The organism is Sinomonas terricola (assembly GCF_034931225.1).
Lineage (GTDB): Bacteria > Actinomycetota > Actinomycetes > Actinomycetales > Micrococcaceae > Sinomonas > Sinomonas terricola.
Genome location: NZ_JAYGGQ010000008.1, coordinates 122,989 through 139,452, shown reverse-complemented (window position 1 = coordinate 139,452; position 16,464 = coordinate 122,989). Strand labels below are relative to the sequence as shown.

Sequence of the window (16,464 nt, the reverse complement as noted above, 5' to 3'; positions counted from 1 at the left end):
AATGGGCCCACCTCACCGGCGAGGCGGCGCTTTGGGTTCTTCGATTTCACGGCACATGACCCGTGGATTCGGCCCCGCTATTCAATTGATGATCAAAGAAGGCAATGACGCATGAGCTTTGAATCGCACGCCCTGACACTCAAGATCTGGGACCCCGCAACCCTCGACCACACGCTCGAAGCTGCCGTGGTCCACGTTTCGGCCAAGACCAACGCGCCCACGGACCGAATCAAGGTGATCCGCAGCGGTCCAGACACGTTCACCGTGGGCCTTTTCGAAGAACTTGCCTGACCGCACGAGCTGAGTGCCGAATAAGTTCGGTGTAAGGCGGTGCTGCACGTCTGTGCGGCACCGCCTTTTCTCGTAGTCTCGGCGAATCCGGGTAAGCTGACGAATTGAGTCACCTTGACGTGCCGAAATTGGAGGGGAGGGACGTGGAACAGCTTCGTGCGCTGCCGTTCGAGGCAGCCGTCGCGGCCCTGTTTGCCATCGTCTTCCTCCGAACCAACGGAACCTACTGGCTCGGTCGCGCCCTCGCTGCCGGCTATGGGCGAACAAGCCTCGCGGCGCGGTGGAATCCGGCAAAGCTCGACGGCGCCCGGCGGCTCATCGATAGGTGGGGACCGGTCGCGATCCTCCTGACGTTCGTCACCGTAGGTCTTCAGACGGCCGTGAACCTTGCCGCCGGGGCCGGCCGCATGAGCCTGCGGTATTACATTCCGGCGACGGCGGTCGGCTCACTCGTGTGGGCGCTGCTCTACGCCACGGTGGGCCTCGCCGCCGTCGACCTCGTCGTCGATCAGGCAGCCGCCTCGCCGTGGGCCTGGGTCGTCGTCGCCGCGGCGGGTTCCGCCGTCGTCCTCCGCGTGGTGATCGCGCGCCGCCGCCGACAAGCGGCGCTTGGATCGGCAGAGGCTAGGGTTGACGGTGCGCGCGATGATGCCGCGCCGGACGAAGGGAAGAGCGCGTGACTGAGACGCGGCTGCGGAGCGAACCGCTGGAGCTCGCACAAGGCGATTTCTATTACGAAGACCTCGGCGGTGGCCGGTTTCGCTCCACGATCCATGCGCAGGGCGCGTGGAACGAGGACGAACAGCACATGGCCCCCGCATCGGGCCTCCTCGCCCACGCGCTCGAGCTGCACGATCCCCGTGACGGCATGCGGATCGCGCGCATCAGCTACGAGATCCTCGGCCTCATCCACGCCGGCGAATGCGAGGTGACCACGAGCACCCTCCGGCCCGGCCGCACGATCGAGCTTATCCAGGCGGAGCTGTCGGCCAAGGGGCGCGTGGCGATCCGGGCCACGGCGTGGCGCCTCATCCAGAGCGACACGTCGGCCGTCGCGGCGTTCGAAGACCCGCTGATCCCGCCCCTCGAGGACTGCGAACGCTGGGACGGCACCACCGAGTGGCCCGGCGGCTACATCCGTTCCCTCGAGATGTTCCAGGCGCCGCACCACCGCGCGGGCAACGGGACAGTGTGGATTCGGACGCCGTATCCGCTCATCGACGGCGTTGGCAGCCCCGACTGGGTTCGCCTCATGGGCCTCGTCGACACGGCCAACGGCATCGCGACGCGCGTGCCGCCGGGGCCGGACAGCTGGGCGTTCCCGAACGTCGACCTCCAGATCCACCTCTACCGCAAGCCCTCGGGCGAATGGCTCGGCATCGACAACGCCGTCACCTTCGGCGCCGACGGCATCGGGCTCACGTCTTCCGTGCTGCACGACGCCGACGGCCCCTTCGGCCGGGCGGAGCAGATTCTCACCATTCGCAGGAGCTAGGGCATGGCGGTATGGAACGACGGCGCGAGTTTGCCCCTTGCGCTCATCGAGGACCGGGACGGGGAGGACGCCGCAGCGCAGCTCGCGCGTGCGGCGGAACTCCTCGACGAGGTCAAGCGCGGCGTGCGCGGGCCGACGCTCCGCCTGTACCGCCCGAGGCCGACGATGGCGTTCGGCCAGCGCGATACCCATTTGCCAGGCTTCGCCGAGGCCGAGGCGGCGTCGTGGGCGCGCGGCTTTGTGCCGGTCGTCCGGAAGGCCGGCGGCCGAGCCGCGGCCTACCACGAGGGAACGGTCATCGTTGACCACATCGAGCCAGCGCGTGAGGCGATGGTGGGCCATCGCCATCGCTTCGAGGTGTTTGGCGAGCTGTACGCGGGCGCGCTGCGCAGCCTTGGCGTCGACGCCCGGGTCGGCGAGATCCCCGGCGAGTACTGTCCGGGCGAGTACAGCGTGCATGGGGTTCCCGGGGGAAGGTCGACGACGGCGGCGCTCGTCAAGCTCGTCGGCACGGCCCAGCGGGTGGTCGCCGGGGCATGGCTGTTCTCCTCTGTCTTCGTCGTGAGCGACGCGGCGCCGGTCCGGGCTGTCCTATCGGACGTCTACCGGGCGCTCGATCTGCCCTTCGAGCCGTCGACGGCCGGGGCTGCGGATGATCTCGTGCCCGGCCTGACGGTCGACGACGTCGAATCGGCGCTGCTCGCGATGTACCGTGAGCGCGGCGCGCTCGCGTAGCGCCCCGTATAGAAAGGGGAGCTCGTGCTCGTCTCACATCGCGGATCAAGCCCTCAGGTTCACACAGGCGCGTACGTCGCACCGACGGCCGTCCTCATCGGAGACGTCACGGTCGCTGACGGCGCCCGGATTCTCCACGGCGCCGTTCTGACGGCGGAAGACGGCGAAGTCACGGTGGGGGAGAACTCGATCGTGATGGAACACGCCCTCGTGCGGGGCCGGGCGAAGCATCCCGCGCGGATCGGCAGCAGCTGTATGGTCGGCCCCCACGCCCACGTGAACGGGGCCGACGTCGGCGATGAAGTGTTCATCGCCACGGGCGCCTCGCTGTTCCCCGGAAGCGTCGTCGGCAATGGCTCGGAGGTGAGGATCAACGCCGTCGTCCAGGTGAACACGAGGCTTGAGCCGGGCGCGGTGGTGCCCATCGGATGGGTGGTCGTCGGCGATCCGGCGTCGATCCTCCCACCGGAACAGCACGACCGCATCTGGGAGATCCAGCGCGGGCTCGACTTCCCCGGCACCGTGTACGGAGCGGACCGGACGACGACGATGGCCGAGCTCATGCGCGGACAGTCCGAGTTCTACGGTGCGCACCGCGGCGACCGGGAGATCTGACCGGCCAGCCTCTGCCCCTGGGAAACTGATCGCGACGGGCGGCAGGGTGCGGCCGGTTGCCGTGCCGCGGCGGGCGGTGCTAGACCGGAGGGAGGACGGGGCCCGCCCCGGGCTCTGGGAAGGTTCTTCACCGCCATGGTCAAGAAGCCCATCACGCAGGATGTCACCGACGCCGAGCTGAGCGTCACCCCTCCGCGCCGCAGCGCCGCCGGACTGCCGAGCCTGACCGAGACCATCCCGAAGGCCCTCAGCCGCATGGGAGCCGGCCGGGCCGCCGTCACGCTCGCGAACTTGAACCAGAAGGACGGCTTCGACTGCATGAGCTGCGCGTGGCCCGACCCGCCCGACCGCAAGATCGCCGAATTCTGCGAGAACGGCGCCAAGGCCGTGACGTGGGAGGCCGAGCCGCTCCGCATCGAGAGCAGCTTCTGGGCCGAGCATCCGGTCACGGAGCTGCGCGAGCGGACTGAGTACTGGCTCGGGCAGCAGGGCCGGCTCGTCGAGCCCGTCTACAAGCCGGCCGGGAGCGACCACTACCGCCCTGTGACGTGGGAGGACGCGTTCGGGGTCATCGCGCGCGAGCTCAACGCCTTGGATTCGCCGGACGAGGCGACGTTCTACACGAGCGGGCGCACGAGCAACGAGGCGGCGTTCGCCTACCAGCTCTTCGCGCGCGCGTTCGGCACCAACAACCTGCCGGACTGCTCGAACATGTGCCACGAGTCCACGGGTGCGGCGATGGGGGAGACGATCGGCGTCGGCAAGAGCGCCGTGACGTACACGGACTTCGCGAAGGCCGATCTGATCATCATCATGGGCCAGAATCCCGGGACGTGCCATCCGCGCATGCTCACGGCACTCGAGGAGGCCAAGCTCGCCGGGGCGCAGATTGTCGCCGTCAACCCGCTGCCCGAGGCTGGGCTCATCAACTTCAAGAACCCGCAGCGCCCTCGCGGGCTCGTGGGCCGCGGGACTGATCTCGCGGACCAGTTCCTCCAGATCCGCCTCGCGGGGGACATGGCCCTCCTTCAGGCGCTCTCGAAGCGGGTCCTCGCCGCCGAGGCGGCGGCCCCCGGCACGGTCCTCGACCGGACCTTCCTGGACGCGAGCTGCGAAGGATTCGACGAGTTCGCCCGCCACATCGCGCAGCTCGACGACGAAGAGGTGCGCGCCGCGACCGGCCTCCCCGACGCCGAGATCGATGAGCTCGCGGCCCGCTACCTCGCCGCCGACCGCGTGATCATCACGTGGGCCATGGGCCTCACCCAGCACAAGAAGGCCGTTCCCACCATCAGGGAGATCATCAACCTTCTCCTCCTTCGCGGGAACATCGGCAGGCCCGGCGCGGGGCCGTCGCCGATCCGCGGCCACAGCAACGTCCAGGGCGATCGCACGATGGGCATCTGGGAGAAGATGCCGACCTCTTTCCTCGATGCGATCCAGCGCGAGTTCGGGTTCGATCCTCCTCGGAAGCCGGGCTTCGACGCGGTGCAGAGCGTGCAGGCGCTGCGCGACGGGAGGGTCAAGGCCTTCGTGGCGCTCGGCGGGAACCTCGTGTCGGCGATCTCGGACACGGCTGTTGCCGAGGCCGCGTTGAGCGGGGCACAGCTCAGCGTGAGCATCTCGACGAAGCTCAACCGCACCCACGCGTTCGTCGGCGAGGAGGCCTTGATCCTTCCCACGCTCGGCCGCACCGAGATCGACCTCCAGGAGTCTGGACCGCAGTTCGTGAGCGTCGAGGACACTGTGTGTGCCGTCCATCCGTCGGCTGGCCGCGTCGAACCCGTGTCGCGTGACGCGCTCTCCGAGGTGGCGATCGTGAGCCGGCTGGCGCGCGCCGTGCTCGGCCCCGGCCATCCCGTTGACTGGGCGGGCTTCGAGCGTGACTACGACACAATCCGCGAGCACATCGCCCACGTGTGCCCCGGGTGCGAGGACTACAACGCGCGCATCAGGCGGCCCGGCGGGTTCGTCCTCGCCCACCTTCCGCGGGACGAGCGGCGCTTCCCGACCGCCAACGGCAAGGCCAAGCTCACGGTCAACGAACTCGAGACCATCCGAGTCCCGGAGGGCCGGCTGCTCCTGCAGTCGGTCCGGTCCCACGACCAGTTCAACACGACCATGTACGGCCTCAACGACCGCTATCGGGGCATCCACAAGGGCCGCCACGTGCTGTTTGTGAACCCCGACGATCTCGCCGCCCTAGGCTTCGGCGACGGCGAGCACGTCGACGTGCACAGCGAGGCGGACGACGGCGTGGACCGCACCCTGCCCGGGCTGCGGATCGTCCCGTACCCGACCGCGCGGGGCTGCGTCGCCACCTATTTCCCCGAAGCGAACGTGCTCGTCCCGCTCGAGTCGACGGCCGAGGTGAGCAATACGCCCGCGTCGAAGTCCGTCGTCGTCCGCCTCGAACGGTCCGCGCGCGTGGGGTGAGCGCTCAGCGGGGAGGCGTCAGACTCCGAGCTTCTCCTTGACCTGGGCGGCCGAGGGGTTTGTCGCCGCCGTGCCGTCCGGGAAGATCACCGTCGGGACCGTGCGGTTGCCGCCATTGAGCTTCTCGACGAGTTCCGCCGTGCCCTCGACCTCTTCGATGTTCACCTCGGCGTAGCCGATGCCCTGCGCGTCGAGCTGCTTCTTGAGCCGGTTGCAATAGCCGCACCAGGTCGTGGAGAACATCGTGATGGTGCCGTCGGCAGGGGTGAACTCGTGCATGCGCGCGCTCCTCGGATGGTGAATGCTTTCGGGGGCGGCAACCGCGCCCGCACGTCAAGTATTCCGGACGCGTCACGCCGGGACGCCATTCGGGTCCCGGCGTGACGCCCGTTCCGTCAGGCGAACGTCGCCGCGTCGATGACGAAGCGGTAGCGGACGTCCGAATCGAGGACGCGCTTCCACGCGTCGTTGATCTGGGACGCCTCGATGAGCTCGGTCTCGGGCAGGATGCCGTGCTCGGCACAGAAGTCGAGCATCTCCTGGGTCTCGCGGATGCCACCGATGCCCGAGCCGGCGAACGAGCGCCGATTGCCGAACAGGCTGAAGACCCTCAGCGGAAGCGGCTCGGCTGGGGCCCCGACGTTGACCATCGTCCCATTTCGGCGGAGGAGCTTCAGATGGGCGTCGAGGTCGATCGGTGCCGAGACGGTGTTGACGATGAGGTCGAAGCCGTTCGCGAGCGCCGGGAACGTCTCGGGATCCTCGGTCGCGTAGTAGTGGTCGGCGCCGAGCCGCAGGCCGTCGTCCTTCTTCGACAGCGTGCGCGAGAGCACCGTGACCTCGGCGCCCATCGCGTGGGCGAGCTTGATCGCCATGTGGCCGAGGCCGCCCATGCCCACGACGGCGACCTTCTTGCCCGGGCCGGCGTTCCAGTGGCGGAGCGGCGAGTAGGTCGTAATCCCCGCGCACAGGAGCGGAGCCGCGGCCGCGAAGTCGAGCGATTCGGGCACGCGGAGCACGAAATCCTCGTCGACCACGACGTGCGTTGAATAGCCGCCTTGGGTGATGCTCCCGTCGCGGTCGACGCTCCCATAGGTGCCGACGTTGCCGTTGAGGCAGTACTGCTCTTCGCCGTCGAGGCAGTTCTCGCACGTCCGGCACGAGTTCACGAGGCAGCCGACGCCCACGCGGTCGCCGACGGCGTGCTTCGTCACCTCGGAGCCCACTTCTGCCACGATTCCCACGATCTCGTGGCCGACGACGAGGGGATGCCGCACGGGGCCCCAGTCCTCCCGCACCGTGTGGATGTCGGAGTGGCAGACCCCGGCGTACTTGATGTCGATGAGCACGTCCTTCGGCCCGACGTCCCGGCGCGTGATGGTGACGGGCTCGAGCGGGGCGGTTGCGGACGCTGCCGCGTAGGCGTTGACCGTGAGCAAGGGTGTCTCCCTGGATCGATTGGCGTGTGGTCGCATTCGACGCTAGTAGAGGACAGCGCCCGCGCGGGAGGCCCTGACAGTACCACGTTGGCGGCGGCGCGAAATGGACCGCGCCGCGGAGCACGCTGTATCGTCTGGTGACGGCGATGGATCCCGCCGGGATGCCTTGAAAAGGCCTCCACACCGCCGCGACGGCCGATGGGGAGGAACCCGTGACTCACGCACAGCCTCGCGACAACGAGCAGCCAGCGTCCCGTTCCGGCTATACGCCGCGCCGTCTCGCCGGGCCGATTGTCGCCGGCGTCGTTCCCGGCCAAGGACTCGCCGTCGTGCATCGTGCCGTGGACCTCGCGCACGGCCTCGGCGTCAGCCTCGTGTTCGCCTACTCCGACCCGACTTCGCTCGAGGAGGCGGAGCCGGGCGGCCGGGTCGCTGTCGTGCCGATCGACCCGGACGCGGCCGACGACGACGCCGTCCAGATCCGCTCGGACCTCGCCGAGGGCCTTCGGGCCGAGCTCGCAGGCTCCGGCGTCGAGTGGCGCCTCGTCGTCACCGCGGGCGAGCCTGCGCACGCGCTCGCATCCCTCGCGGAGGAGCTCAACGCCTCGGCCATCGTCGTCGGAACGCGCGAAAGCGGCCTGGCCCACCGGCTCGAAGAACGCCTCGCCGGCTCCGTGGCCACCCACCTGTCCCACCAGCAGGAGCGGCCGGTCGTCGTCGTACCCGTCCCGCACGGCGCACGCGGCCCCCGGCGAGACGGCCATGGAACCCGCTGAGAAGGAGGCCGCCGCGCGCCAACGCAGCCAGAATCCCGACGAGGGCACGCTCGGCGCGCGCGCGGCCCATCGGCCCCTGCACCTCAATCCGCGCTACGTCCTCATCGTCGTTGGCGGCGGGATCGCGGGAGCGCTGTGCCGCTATTGGCTCGGGATCACGCTGCCGGCGCCGGGGGACTGGCCGCTTCCCACGCTCGTCATCAACCTCGCGGGGGCCTTCGTGCTGGGGATCCTCCTCGAGGCGCTCGCGCGGAGAGGCCCGGACGAGGGCGGACTTCGGGTTCTGCGCCTCTTGATCGGCACGGGGTTCATCGGCGCCTTCACGACGTACAGCACCTTCGCGGTTGAGTCGGTCAAGCTTTTCGCGGCCGGTCGGGGCCTCGAGGGCCTGGGCTACGTCGCCGCGACCGTCCTCGGCGGAATCCTGGCCAGCGCGCTCGGAATCTGGGCCGCGGCGTACCGCCACGCGAGGAGCGCCCGATGACGACCGTCGCGGTCATTCTGCTGGGTCTGGCCGGGGGAGTCGGTGCCGGGGCGCGCTTCGTGCTCGACGGCGTCGTCCGCTCGAAGGCCCGCACAGCCCTGCCCTGGGGGACGATCACGATCAACGTCACCGGATCGTTCCTCCTGGGACTCGTCGCGGGAGCCCTCACTCGCGGAGCGCCCCTCGAGCTCCAGATGATCGCCGGGACGGGCTTCCTCGGCGGCTACACGACGTTCAGCACGGCGAGCGTCGAAACGGTGCGGCTCATCCAGTCCCGCCGGCCAGGCATCGCCGTCGTCAACGCCGCGGGGACGTTCGCCGCAACGCTCATCGCCGCCACGGCCGGCATGCTGCTCGCGGGTCTCTGAGGTCACGGCGCTGGGAGGCGCTCGAAGTCGACGTCGAAATCGTGCTCCCACTCGCCGCCCGCAAAGCGCCGCTCCCACGAACCGCTCATGCTCGCCCGATTCTCGGCCACGTGGGCTTCGAACCGCTGGGAGAAGGCCGGATCGTCGCGCCAGATCCTCCAGGTATCGCCCGTGAAGCTCATCTGGTAGACCCGCGAGACGTCCCGCGCATCGGAGTAGAGCACCGTGTAGTCGGGCCGCGAGCCGTCCCGTCCGATGACCCATCTCGCCACGGGCGGCCCCTCGAGCTCGATGACCTGCCGCATGACGATGAGCGCGCCTTCCTCGAGGACGTCGAAATCGGCGCGTCCGATGGCGATCTGATGCGGCTCGGGAAGGAATTCGGCGTGGGAGAGCTTCGTCCGCCACGGCCCGAGGAGGAACTCGAGGTCCACGAGCGCGGAGTTGTGCAGACCCGTGCGAGATTCACCCGGGCCCGTGTGCGCCTCCCGTCCCGCGAATTCCTGTTCCCATTCGTTGAAGCCGTCCGACGATCTGCCCGTGGTCACGGCTGTAGTCTCGCCCGATTTGCCGTGTCGGGCCAGTCATGACGGCGTGGCTTGAGAATTCGCAAATCTTCCGACGCTATGGTCCGACGGGCCTCGTATCGCTGGAGGCCTTGTATGGAGCAGGGACCGCACCCCGTGGGTGTGGACCCTCTGCAGCTCTCGCCCCTGCTGACGGCTCCTTCGCGAACTGGGGGTTGACGTGGTGGCATCAGTCACATTAGTCTCGACCCTAATCCTTTAGGTCGTTCGGAAGCTCTCTCCAGTTCCTCTTCCCTAAACGTTTATGAAAGCCGAGTCCATGCCCAAGAAGAAGCCCACACTGCGGGACATCAGCCAAGCCACCGGCCTGTCGTCCTACACGGTCTCGCGCGCCCTGAGCAACGGCTCAGACGTGTCGGCGGCAAGCCGGGAACTGGTCCTGAAGGCTGCGCGGGAGCTGGGCTATGTTCCGAACCGCGCCGCTCAGGAGCTGCGCAGGAACACCCGCAGCTCGATCACCGTGATCACCGCGAGCACCTCGAACTACTACTACCTCGACCTGATGAAAGGCATCCAGCGCACTCTGCGCGGATCCAACCGCAACGCCGTCGTGGCCGATATCGCGGCGGAGGGCGTGTACACGGAGGCCGTGGAGGACGCCACCGTCCAGGACCTGATCCAGTCGCGCACCGCCGGCGTGATCACCACCCTGACCCTGAGCGCGCAGAATATCAAGCTCCTCGAGGACTGGGACATCCCCGTTGTCTTCGTGGACTCCGCGCCGCCCGAGGACGCCGCTAGGGTGCCCTTCGTCCTGACCGACAACTTCACGGCGAGCATGGATACGGGTGCCCACCTGGCCGCGCACGGCTACACTGATTGGCTCTTCCTCGCCTACCCCGGACGCTGGTCGACCCGCCGTGAGCGCGAGCGCGGACTGCGTGAAGCCGCCGCCAAGCACGGGGCGGCGCTGGAGGTGCTGGAGAGCGAGAACGACTTCGACTCCGCCCACCGGACCCTTTCGACGTACTTGGACACCCCGGGCCACGTCCTGCCTCGTGCGATCATCGCCGGCAACAACCCCATGGTCCACGGCACCCTCACCGTCCTCCAGGAGCGCCGGATACGCGTGCCCGAGGACGTCGCCGTCGTCGCATTCGACGAGTTCGCCTGGGCGCCTCTGCTCAACCCGCCGCTGACCGTCGTGAACGAAGACAGCGAAGCGATCGGCGTCATCGCCGCCAAGACGCTGACCCGGATCCTGGACGAGCAGCTCGACGCCGAACGGAACGGCCAGCAGCCCGTGCCGAACTACCGGCCCGAGGACCGCCGGGAGGTGAGCGCTCACCTGATCGTGCGGCGTTCCTGCGGCTGCTAACAGCCGCACCCGCGGTCAGGGTCCGGCCGATTCCGAGCCGGACCGCACCCGACCCAGACGCCACCGTCGGCCCTCGCAGGAGGCGAGGACCGTCTGCCTCCACGCAATTCACTCAAGACTCCGTCGGCCCGAAAGGCGCGACGGATCCGGTTCAAAGGAGATCCACCGATGAAGCACCCCATCAAGACCACCGCCGTCCTCGCCGTCGCCGCAGCGACCCTGTCCATGGGCCTTTCCGCCTGCAGTTCCGGCGACACGAGTGCAGCGAGCAAGCCCAAGAAGATCGAGAAGATCGGACTCATGGTCCAAGACATGTCCAACCCGTTCTTCTCGGCCATGGACAAGGGCGCGAAGGACGCAGCCGCCCAGATCGGCGCCACCGAGAACACCCAGGACGCCCAGCTCGACCTGGCGAACCAGAACAACCAGATCGACACCTTCATCCAGCAGGGCGTCAACCTCATCGTGATCAGTGCGGTGGACGGCAGCGGCATCCAGCCGGCCCTCGAACGGGCAAAGCAGGCCGGCATCATCGTCATCGCCGTCGACACGGCCGCGAAGGGCGCGGATGCAGTCGTGATGACGGACGCCGTCCAGGCCGGCGAGAAGTCCTGCCAGTACCTGTTCGAGCAGATGGGCGGCAAGGGGAATGTCCTTCTCGTGGACGGCACGCCCCTGCAGACGATCCGGGACCGCATCACCGGCTGCAACAACGTGCTGCAGAAGTTCCCGAACATCAAGGTCGTCGGACACCAGGCATCGAAGAACGACCGCGCCTCGGGCCTTGCCGTGACGACGGACATGCTCACGGCTACCCCCGACGTCCAGGGCATCTTCGGAATGAACGATCCTTCCGCCCTTGGCGCCGTCCTGGCGGTCCAGCAGGCCCACATGAGCGACAAGGTCAAGGTCACCGGCGTCGACGGAAGCCCGCAGGGCGTCGATGAGCTCAAGAGGCCCGGTTCGCCGTTCATCGGAACAGCGACCCAGAACCCCGCCGAGATGGTCCGCAAGGCAGTCCAGATCGCCCAGGACATCATCGACAACAAGCCGCCGAAGGACACCACCATCCTGATCCCGAGCGAGCTCGTCACCCGGGACAGCGTCGGCCAGTACAAGGGCTGGTAGGAAGCAAGCTCCATCTCCGGTGCGGGGCCAGACGGCCCCGCACCGGACCAAGCGAGGCAAACAGCTATGACGACACTTGAAGCCCAGCCACTGCTCCGGCTCGAAGGCATAACAAAGCGCTTCGGGGCCACCCACGCCCTCAACGGCGTCCACTTCGACCTCCGCCCGGGTGAGGTGCACGCCCTTATGGGAGAGAACGGAGCAGGGAAATCCACGCTGATGAAGATCCTCGCCGGGAACATCTCCCGGGATGCCGGCCGCATCCTCATGGACGAGAACGAGATCGACATCAGCTCTCCCCACGAGGCCGTCGCCCACGGCATCGCGATCATCCACCAAGAGCTCAACACGGTTCCGGCGATGACCGTCGCCGAGAACCTCGCGCTCGGACGGGAGCCTACCACGCGGCTCGGGGCCCTCAACCGACGCGCCATGGTCGCCCAAGCCCGGGAGAAGCTGGCCCGGGTGGGCTCCAAGATCGACCCCAGCCGAGAGCTGGGCGGGCTCAGCGTCGGGATGCAGCAGATGGTTGAGATCGCCCGCGCCGTCAGCGAGAACGCCCGAATCCTCGTCCTGGACGAGCCGACCGCCGCCCTCTCACGCGCCGAGACCCTGAACCTCTTCCGCATCATCAACGAGATGCGCGCCTCCGGGGTCGGACTCGTGTACATCTCGCACCGGATGGAAGAGGTCTGGGAACTCGCCGACCGCGTCACAGTCTTCCGGGACGGAACCTACGTCGGAACCAGGGAAAAGGAGGCGATCAGTCCGCCCGATGTCGTGCGCATGATGGTCGGCCGGAAGCTCGATGACCTCTACCACCACGACCGCCACAGCCCAGGCGATCCGGTGCTCCAGGTCCACGGCCTCACAGACGGCGCCGGAATCGGTCCCGTCAGCTTTCAGGTCCGCTCGGGCGAAGTCGTCGCACTCTCAGGGCTCATCGGCGCCGGCCGAACCGAAACAGCCCGGATGATCTTCGGCGCCGACCGCGCCCGCGCCGGAGAAGTCGCCGTCAACGGCCGCGCCGCCACCGCATACAGCCCAGGCCAGGCCATCTCCCGTGGCATCGCGATGCTCCCCGAGGACCGCAAGGACCAAGCCCTCTTCCTCACCCACACCGTCGAAGACAACATCGCCGTCAGCTCGCTGGGAAACCACGTCAGCGCCGGCGTCCTGAAGCGCTCTCGGATTCGCAGGGCCGTCAAGGCCCAGATGGAGCGCCTGAAACTGCGCCAGAGCGCCCTTCGACTTCCGGCAAGCGCGCTCTCCGGAGGAAACCAGCAAAAGGCAGTCCTGGCCCGATGGCTCATGCGCGAATCCGACGTGCTGATCCTGGACGAGCCCACCCGGGGGGTGGACATTGGGGCCAAGAGCGAGATCTACGAGGTGATCAACCAGCTGGCTAGGGCAGGCAAGGCCATCCTCGTCATCTCGTCGGACCTTCCCGAGGCGATCGGCATCAGCGACCGGCTCTTGGTCATGCGCTCCGGACAGATCGTCGCCGAACTCAACTCACGCACCACCACCGAAGAAGAAGTGATGTCCCATGCAACCGGCACCGCAGCCACCACGAGCGGGACGCAGACAAGCGGAGAATCCCATGACTGACCAGGCACTCAGGACCCAGCAATCGAACAGCCCAACCGAAGGGGCCCCCGTCGGGCGCAGCTTCGACTTCGCCTACTGGTGGGACCGGGTCGGCATCCTCGTGGTGCTCATCGTGCTCGTAGCGCTGATGGTCGTCATCGCCCCGAACTTCGCCACTGTCACCAACCTGCTCAACATCGCCAGGTCGATCTCCATCAACGCGATCCTCGCCGCCGGAATGACCTTCGTCATCCTCGCCGCCGGGATAGACCTCTCCGTCGGCTCCACCCTGGCCGTCGCAGGGGTCGCCTCGGTCATCACTGCCCTCGCCGGCCTCCCATCGCCACTGGCAATCCTGGTCGGGATCGTCGTCGGCGCCGTCGCAGGCCTGGCCAACGGCATCCTCAGCGCCTACTTCTCACTGGCCGCCTTCATCGTCACCCTCGGCACGATGACCTTCCTGCGGGGCCTTGCCTACACCCTCACCGACGGACAGCCCATCGTGTCCAACACGCTCGGATTCCGCGACATCGGAAATGGCTACATCGCAGGGATACCCGCACCCGTGGTCGTGATGGTCATCGTCTACGCCATCGCCTGGTTCGTCCTCGAGCGCACCCGGTACGGCCGCCACGTCTATGCCACCGGCGGCAACGCCGAAGCGGCCCGCCTCGCGGGAATCAACGTCAAGCGGGTCATCACCTCCGTGTACGTCATCGCCGGAGCCTGCGCCGGCCTGGCCGGAGTCATCTTCGCCGCCCGGGTCGTCTCGGCGCAGCCCACCGCCGGCACCGGATACGAACTCGACGCGATCGCCGCCGTCGTCCTCGGCGGAACCAGTCTTGTCGGCGGCCGCGGCCGCATCCTCGGAACGCTCGTCGGCTCCGTCATCCTCGGCGTGCTCACCACGGGCCTGATCCTCATGAACGTCCAGTTCTTCACTCAGCTGCTGATCAAAGGCGTGGTCATCATCTTGGCCATCAGCATCGACAGCCTCAAGCGACGCACCCTGCGCCTGCCCTGGTCCCGAGCTGCCGCACCCGCGGCGACATCAGGAACTTGAGCCGCAGCAATCCGTACACGGACAGCCGGAGCGCACGACCTCTCCGGCGGCCCCCGTCCCCCCATGCCCACTCTGAGGAAAGAACCGTGAAATTACCCACCATCACCGTCACCGACACTGTCCCCGGACGCCGCACCAACGAACCCGTGACCTTCGACGTCGACGGCGAGATTGAAGGAGACGTCTGGTCCGCGCAGACCAGTACCGGGGAACAGATCCTCTGTCAGCGCCTCCGCTCGCAGCCGTTGCCTAGGCGTACGGCATTCACCACGGTCGTGTCCTTCGAGGGCAGCACCGAAATCACGCTAGTCGCCCCGGCGACGAGAGCCACCGAGGGCATCGTCGAACGCGAACCTGTCGAACCGGACGCCTTTGTCAGGATCGATACCGGCTACTTCGACCTGGAGATGTGCTCCGGCACCGCGGAGGGCACAGGCTCATCGAAATGGGGACTGCGCCACTTCTCGAGCCTGAAAGAGGGCATCGACCTGATCGGCTCGGGCAACAACGCCATCGGCGGCTTCTACGGGCCCTTCTTCACCCCGGAGAACGGACTCATCAACCCCCCCGAGCACACAAAAGTCGACATCGAGGTCCTGGAACACGGCCCGATCATGCACCGCTACCGCATGCACGGCACCATTCCCGACGGCCTCCTCAACGAGCTAAAGGGGAAGACCTTCTCTATTGACTGGACGTTCACGTACGGCACCCCCTACTTCAGCCGCACCTACAGAGTCGATGACTTCCACACGGTGATCAACGGGCGGTCGATCACCAACAAGATCACCGTGGGCGACGAATTCGAGGCCGGACAGGGCGACGTCGTCTTCGACAGGTTCGAAGCCTACGACGGCACCCGCTACCGCAGCGGCGACCCCTACGCGGGCGAGCTCGCAAGAATGGTCCGCGAAACCACCGCAGCTACCAACACGGGCAGCCCGAAGTTCGAGGACTTCCGCCGACAGCTCACCGACGACATCGAGGCGGCGCACTGGGACCTCTACTGGCGGCTGTTCTGCACCTGGGAGGGCGCGTTGGCGGATCAGGAGATCCGCGAAAGGCTCTCCAGGGTCCGCGCTGCCTCGCACATTCTCGCCGACATGCCCGATCGCGAGTGGATCATCACGGATCGGCCCGTCGACGTCGCCTCCGCAGCCCACGAAACCATCTTCCCCGGCCCCGCCTCCAAGACCGCCGAATTCCACACCAGGCTCGGCCGAGCGATGGTCTGGTGGACCTCCACCCCCTCCGGGGCCTTCCAGATCGTGCAACGCCCCCAATCCGGCTGGGCCAACTGGGGCACAAACAGCGAGAACGAATGCCCTGAACTCCCCGTCGGGGTCGAAATCAAGACCGCCTACGGCCTCTTCGCCGACAACTGGCAGAAGATCGCCGACCAGCTGGAAACGCCCCCCGTCATCTCCACCTGACCACACCGAAAGGTGGCTCGGCGAGTCAGCGACGCGGTGGACTTGAAAACGCCATCAACCTGACACTGCTGCATGGCCCAGGCATGAACTCGCCGAACAGCTGCGTGCCCAGGCGAGAGAGAAGGGCGTCGGGCTTGTCGGCCCGGGCGGGCTGCTGTCCGAGCTGATGAAACAGGTGCTCGAGACTGAGCCCGGGGCCGAGCTCACTGAGCATCTGGGCCACGAGTATGGGCAGGTTCCGCTGGGCTCGAACCTGCGAAACGGTACTCGGAGGAAGATCGTGTCAGGTGGAAGCCGGCTCTCAAATCTGACAGTCGCCTAGCCCTCGTCTTTGCGGAGAGTAGCCGCGAGCGAGACGGCTTCCTCAAGGGATGCCGGCGGGGACTTCAGGAACGCCTCTGCGGCTTCGTCCTCGTGGACATCGTCGGCCAGGACGCGCACGTCGAACGTTTGGTCCTCGTCCGGCTCGCTGCACGCGACGATCCGTCCGGTGCGTTGCGAGACTGCGTCGCCGTTCGACCCGTGGGCCGAGAACATCACCCACCAGCGTGCACCCGTGGCATCCGTGAACAGGTAGCCGTTCTGGCCCCGATAGAGGTCGCCTTGGATCCTGTCCCCGGCGTCGGTCGTGAAGCCGCGCGGGGCCTCGAAGTGGACGCCCGGGTGCGGATCGTTCAGTCCATGGAATTTCATCAGCTGCTCCAGC

18 protein-coding genes and 1 pseudogene are annotated in these 16,464 nt (G+C 67.5%); 15 read left to right on the top strand and 4 right to left on the bottom strand.

Annotation, left to right across the window (positions count from 1 at the left end):
* The first annotated feature begins 111 nt into the window (after nt 1-111).
* The 6 genes from SPF06_RS11870 (at nt 112) to SPF06_RS11845 (ending at nt 5,572) form a co-directional block, all read left to right on the top strand.
* Nucleotides 112-291 (top strand): hypothetical protein, encoded by a 180-nt coding sequence (locus SPF06_RS11870; RefSeq protein WP_323279269.1) that lies wholly within the window; start codon nt 112-114, stop codon nt 289-291.
* Nucleotides 292-434: 143 nt separating this feature from the next.
* Entirely contained in the window at nt 435-971 is a 537-nt protein-coding gene (locus SPF06_RS11865; protein WP_323279268.1) for a DedA family protein, read from the top strand.
* 11 nt (nt 972-982) lie between these two features.
* Nucleotides 983-1,786, top strand: a complete 804-nt coding sequence (locus SPF06_RS11860) for a thioesterase family protein (protein WP_323279330.1) — start codon at nt 983-985, stop codon at nt 1,784-1,786.
* 3 nt (nt 1,787-1,789) lie between these two features.
* Nucleotides 1,790-2,521, top strand: coding sequence for a lipoate--protein ligase family protein (locus SPF06_RS11855; RefSeq protein ID WP_323279267.1), 732 nt, complete (start codon nt 1,790-1,792; stop codon nt 2,519-2,521).
* 24 nt (nt 2,522-2,545) lie between these two features.
* Complete coding sequence (locus tag SPF06_RS11850; protein ID WP_323279266.1) at nt 2,546-3,136, top strand: gamma carbonic anhydrase family protein; 591 nt, start codon at nt 2,546-2,548, stop codon at nt 3,134-3,136.
* Between the two features lie 135 nt (nt 3,137-3,271).
* Nucleotides 3,272-5,572, top strand: a complete 2,301-nt coding sequence (locus SPF06_RS11845; RefSeq protein WP_323279265.1) for an FdhF/YdeP family oxidoreductase — start codon at nt 3,272-3,274, stop codon at nt 5,570-5,572.
* Nucleotides 5,573-5,590: 18 nt separating this feature from the next.
* On the opposite strand, the gene SPF06_RS11840 is transcribed toward SPF06_RS11845, so the two are convergent.
* Complete coding sequence (locus tag SPF06_RS11840) at nt 5,591-5,851, bottom strand: mycoredoxin (RefSeq protein WP_323279264.1); 261 nt, start codon at nt 5,849-5,851, stop codon at nt 5,591-5,593.
* Between the two features lie 116 nt (nt 5,852-5,967).
* The gene (locus SPF06_RS11835; RefSeq protein ID WP_323279263.1) at nt 5,968-7,011 is read right to left on the bottom strand and encodes an NAD(P)-dependent alcohol dehydrogenase; all 1,044 of its coding nucleotides are present in this window, start codon (nt 7,009-7,011) and stop codon (nt 5,968-5,970) included.
* Nucleotides 7,012-7,223: 212 nt separating this feature from the next.
* Between SPF06_RS11835 and SPF06_RS11830 the strand changes: the two genes are divergently transcribed.
* From SPF06_RS11830 to SPF06_RS11820, 3 genes are read left to right on the top strand one after another with little or no spacing between them, the layout of a single operon-like run.
* Nucleotides 7,224-7,787 carry a universal stress protein gene (locus SPF06_RS11830; RefSeq protein ID WP_323279262.1) on the top strand — a complete coding sequence of 188 codons (564 nt, stop codon included), beginning with the start codon at nt 7,224-7,226 and terminating at the stop codon, nt 7,785-7,787.
* On the top strand, nt 7,774-8,271 hold the full coding sequence (crcB, locus tag SPF06_RS11825; protein WP_323279261.1) for a fluoride efflux transporter CrcB: 498 nt from the start codon (nt 7,774-7,776) through the stop codon (nt 8,269-8,271). The genes SPF06_RS11830 and crcB overlap by 14 nt, the downstream gene beginning before the upstream one ends.
* A complete protein-coding gene (locus SPF06_RS11820) occupies nt 8,268-8,639 on the top strand; it encodes a fluoride efflux transporter FluC (RefSeq protein WP_323279260.1) in 372 nt (123 codons plus the stop codon). The genes crcB and SPF06_RS11820 overlap by 4 nt, the downstream gene beginning before the upstream one ends.
* A gap of 2 nt (nt 8,640-8,641) precedes the next feature.
* Here the strand turns inward: SPF06_RS11820 and SPF06_RS11815 are convergent, their stop codons facing one another.
* The gene (locus tag SPF06_RS11815) at nt 8,642-9,187 is read right to left on the bottom strand and encodes a hypothetical protein (protein WP_323279259.1); all 546 of its coding nucleotides are present in this window, start codon (nt 9,185-9,187) and stop codon (nt 8,642-8,644) included.
* Between the two features lie 298 nt (nt 9,188-9,485).
* On the opposite strand from SPF06_RS11815, the gene SPF06_RS11810 reads away from it, so the two are divergent.
* From SPF06_RS11810 to SPF06_RS22130, 6 genes and pseudogenes are all read left to right on the top strand, one after another.
* The gene (locus tag SPF06_RS11810) at nt 9,486-10,544 is read left to right on the top strand and encodes a LacI family DNA-binding transcriptional regulator (RefSeq protein WP_323279258.1); all 1,059 of its coding nucleotides are present in this window, start codon (nt 9,486-9,488) and stop codon (nt 10,542-10,544) included.
* Between the two features lie 168 nt (nt 10,545-10,712).
* Complete coding sequence (locus SPF06_RS11805) at nt 10,713-11,672, top strand: ABC transporter substrate-binding protein (protein WP_323279257.1); 960 nt, start codon at nt 10,713-10,715, stop codon at nt 11,670-11,672.
* A gap of 66 nt (nt 11,673-11,738) precedes the next feature.
* Nucleotides 11,739-13,283, top strand: a complete 1,545-nt coding sequence (locus SPF06_RS11800; RefSeq protein WP_323279256.1) for a sugar ABC transporter ATP-binding protein — start codon at nt 11,739-11,741, stop codon at nt 13,281-13,283.
* On the top strand, nt 13,276-14,325 hold the full coding sequence (locus SPF06_RS11795; protein WP_323279255.1) for an ABC transporter permease: 1,050 nt from the start codon (nt 13,276-13,278) through the stop codon (nt 14,323-14,325). Before SPF06_RS11800 ends, SPF06_RS11795 begins: the two co-directional genes overlap by 8 nt.
* A 146-nt stretch (nt 14,326-14,471) precedes the next feature.
* Complete coding sequence (locus SPF06_RS11790) at nt 14,472-15,758, top strand: hypothetical protein (protein ID WP_323279254.1); 1,287 nt, start codon at nt 14,472-14,474, stop codon at nt 15,756-15,758.
* A gap of 100 nt (nt 15,759-15,858) precedes the next feature.
* Nucleotides 15,859-16,041: pseudogene (locus SPF06_RS22130) on the top strand (IS256 family transposase); the annotation flags it as partial.
* Between the two features lie 35 nt (nt 16,042-16,076).
* Here the strand turns inward: SPF06_RS22130 and SPF06_RS11785 are convergent.
* Nucleotides 16,077-16,451: a hypothetical protein gene (locus SPF06_RS11785; protein ID WP_323279253.1), complete on the bottom strand. Its 375-nt coding sequence runs from the start codon at nt 16,449-16,451 to the stop codon at nt 16,077-16,079.
* Nucleotides 16,452-16,464 lie beyond the last annotated feature (13 nt).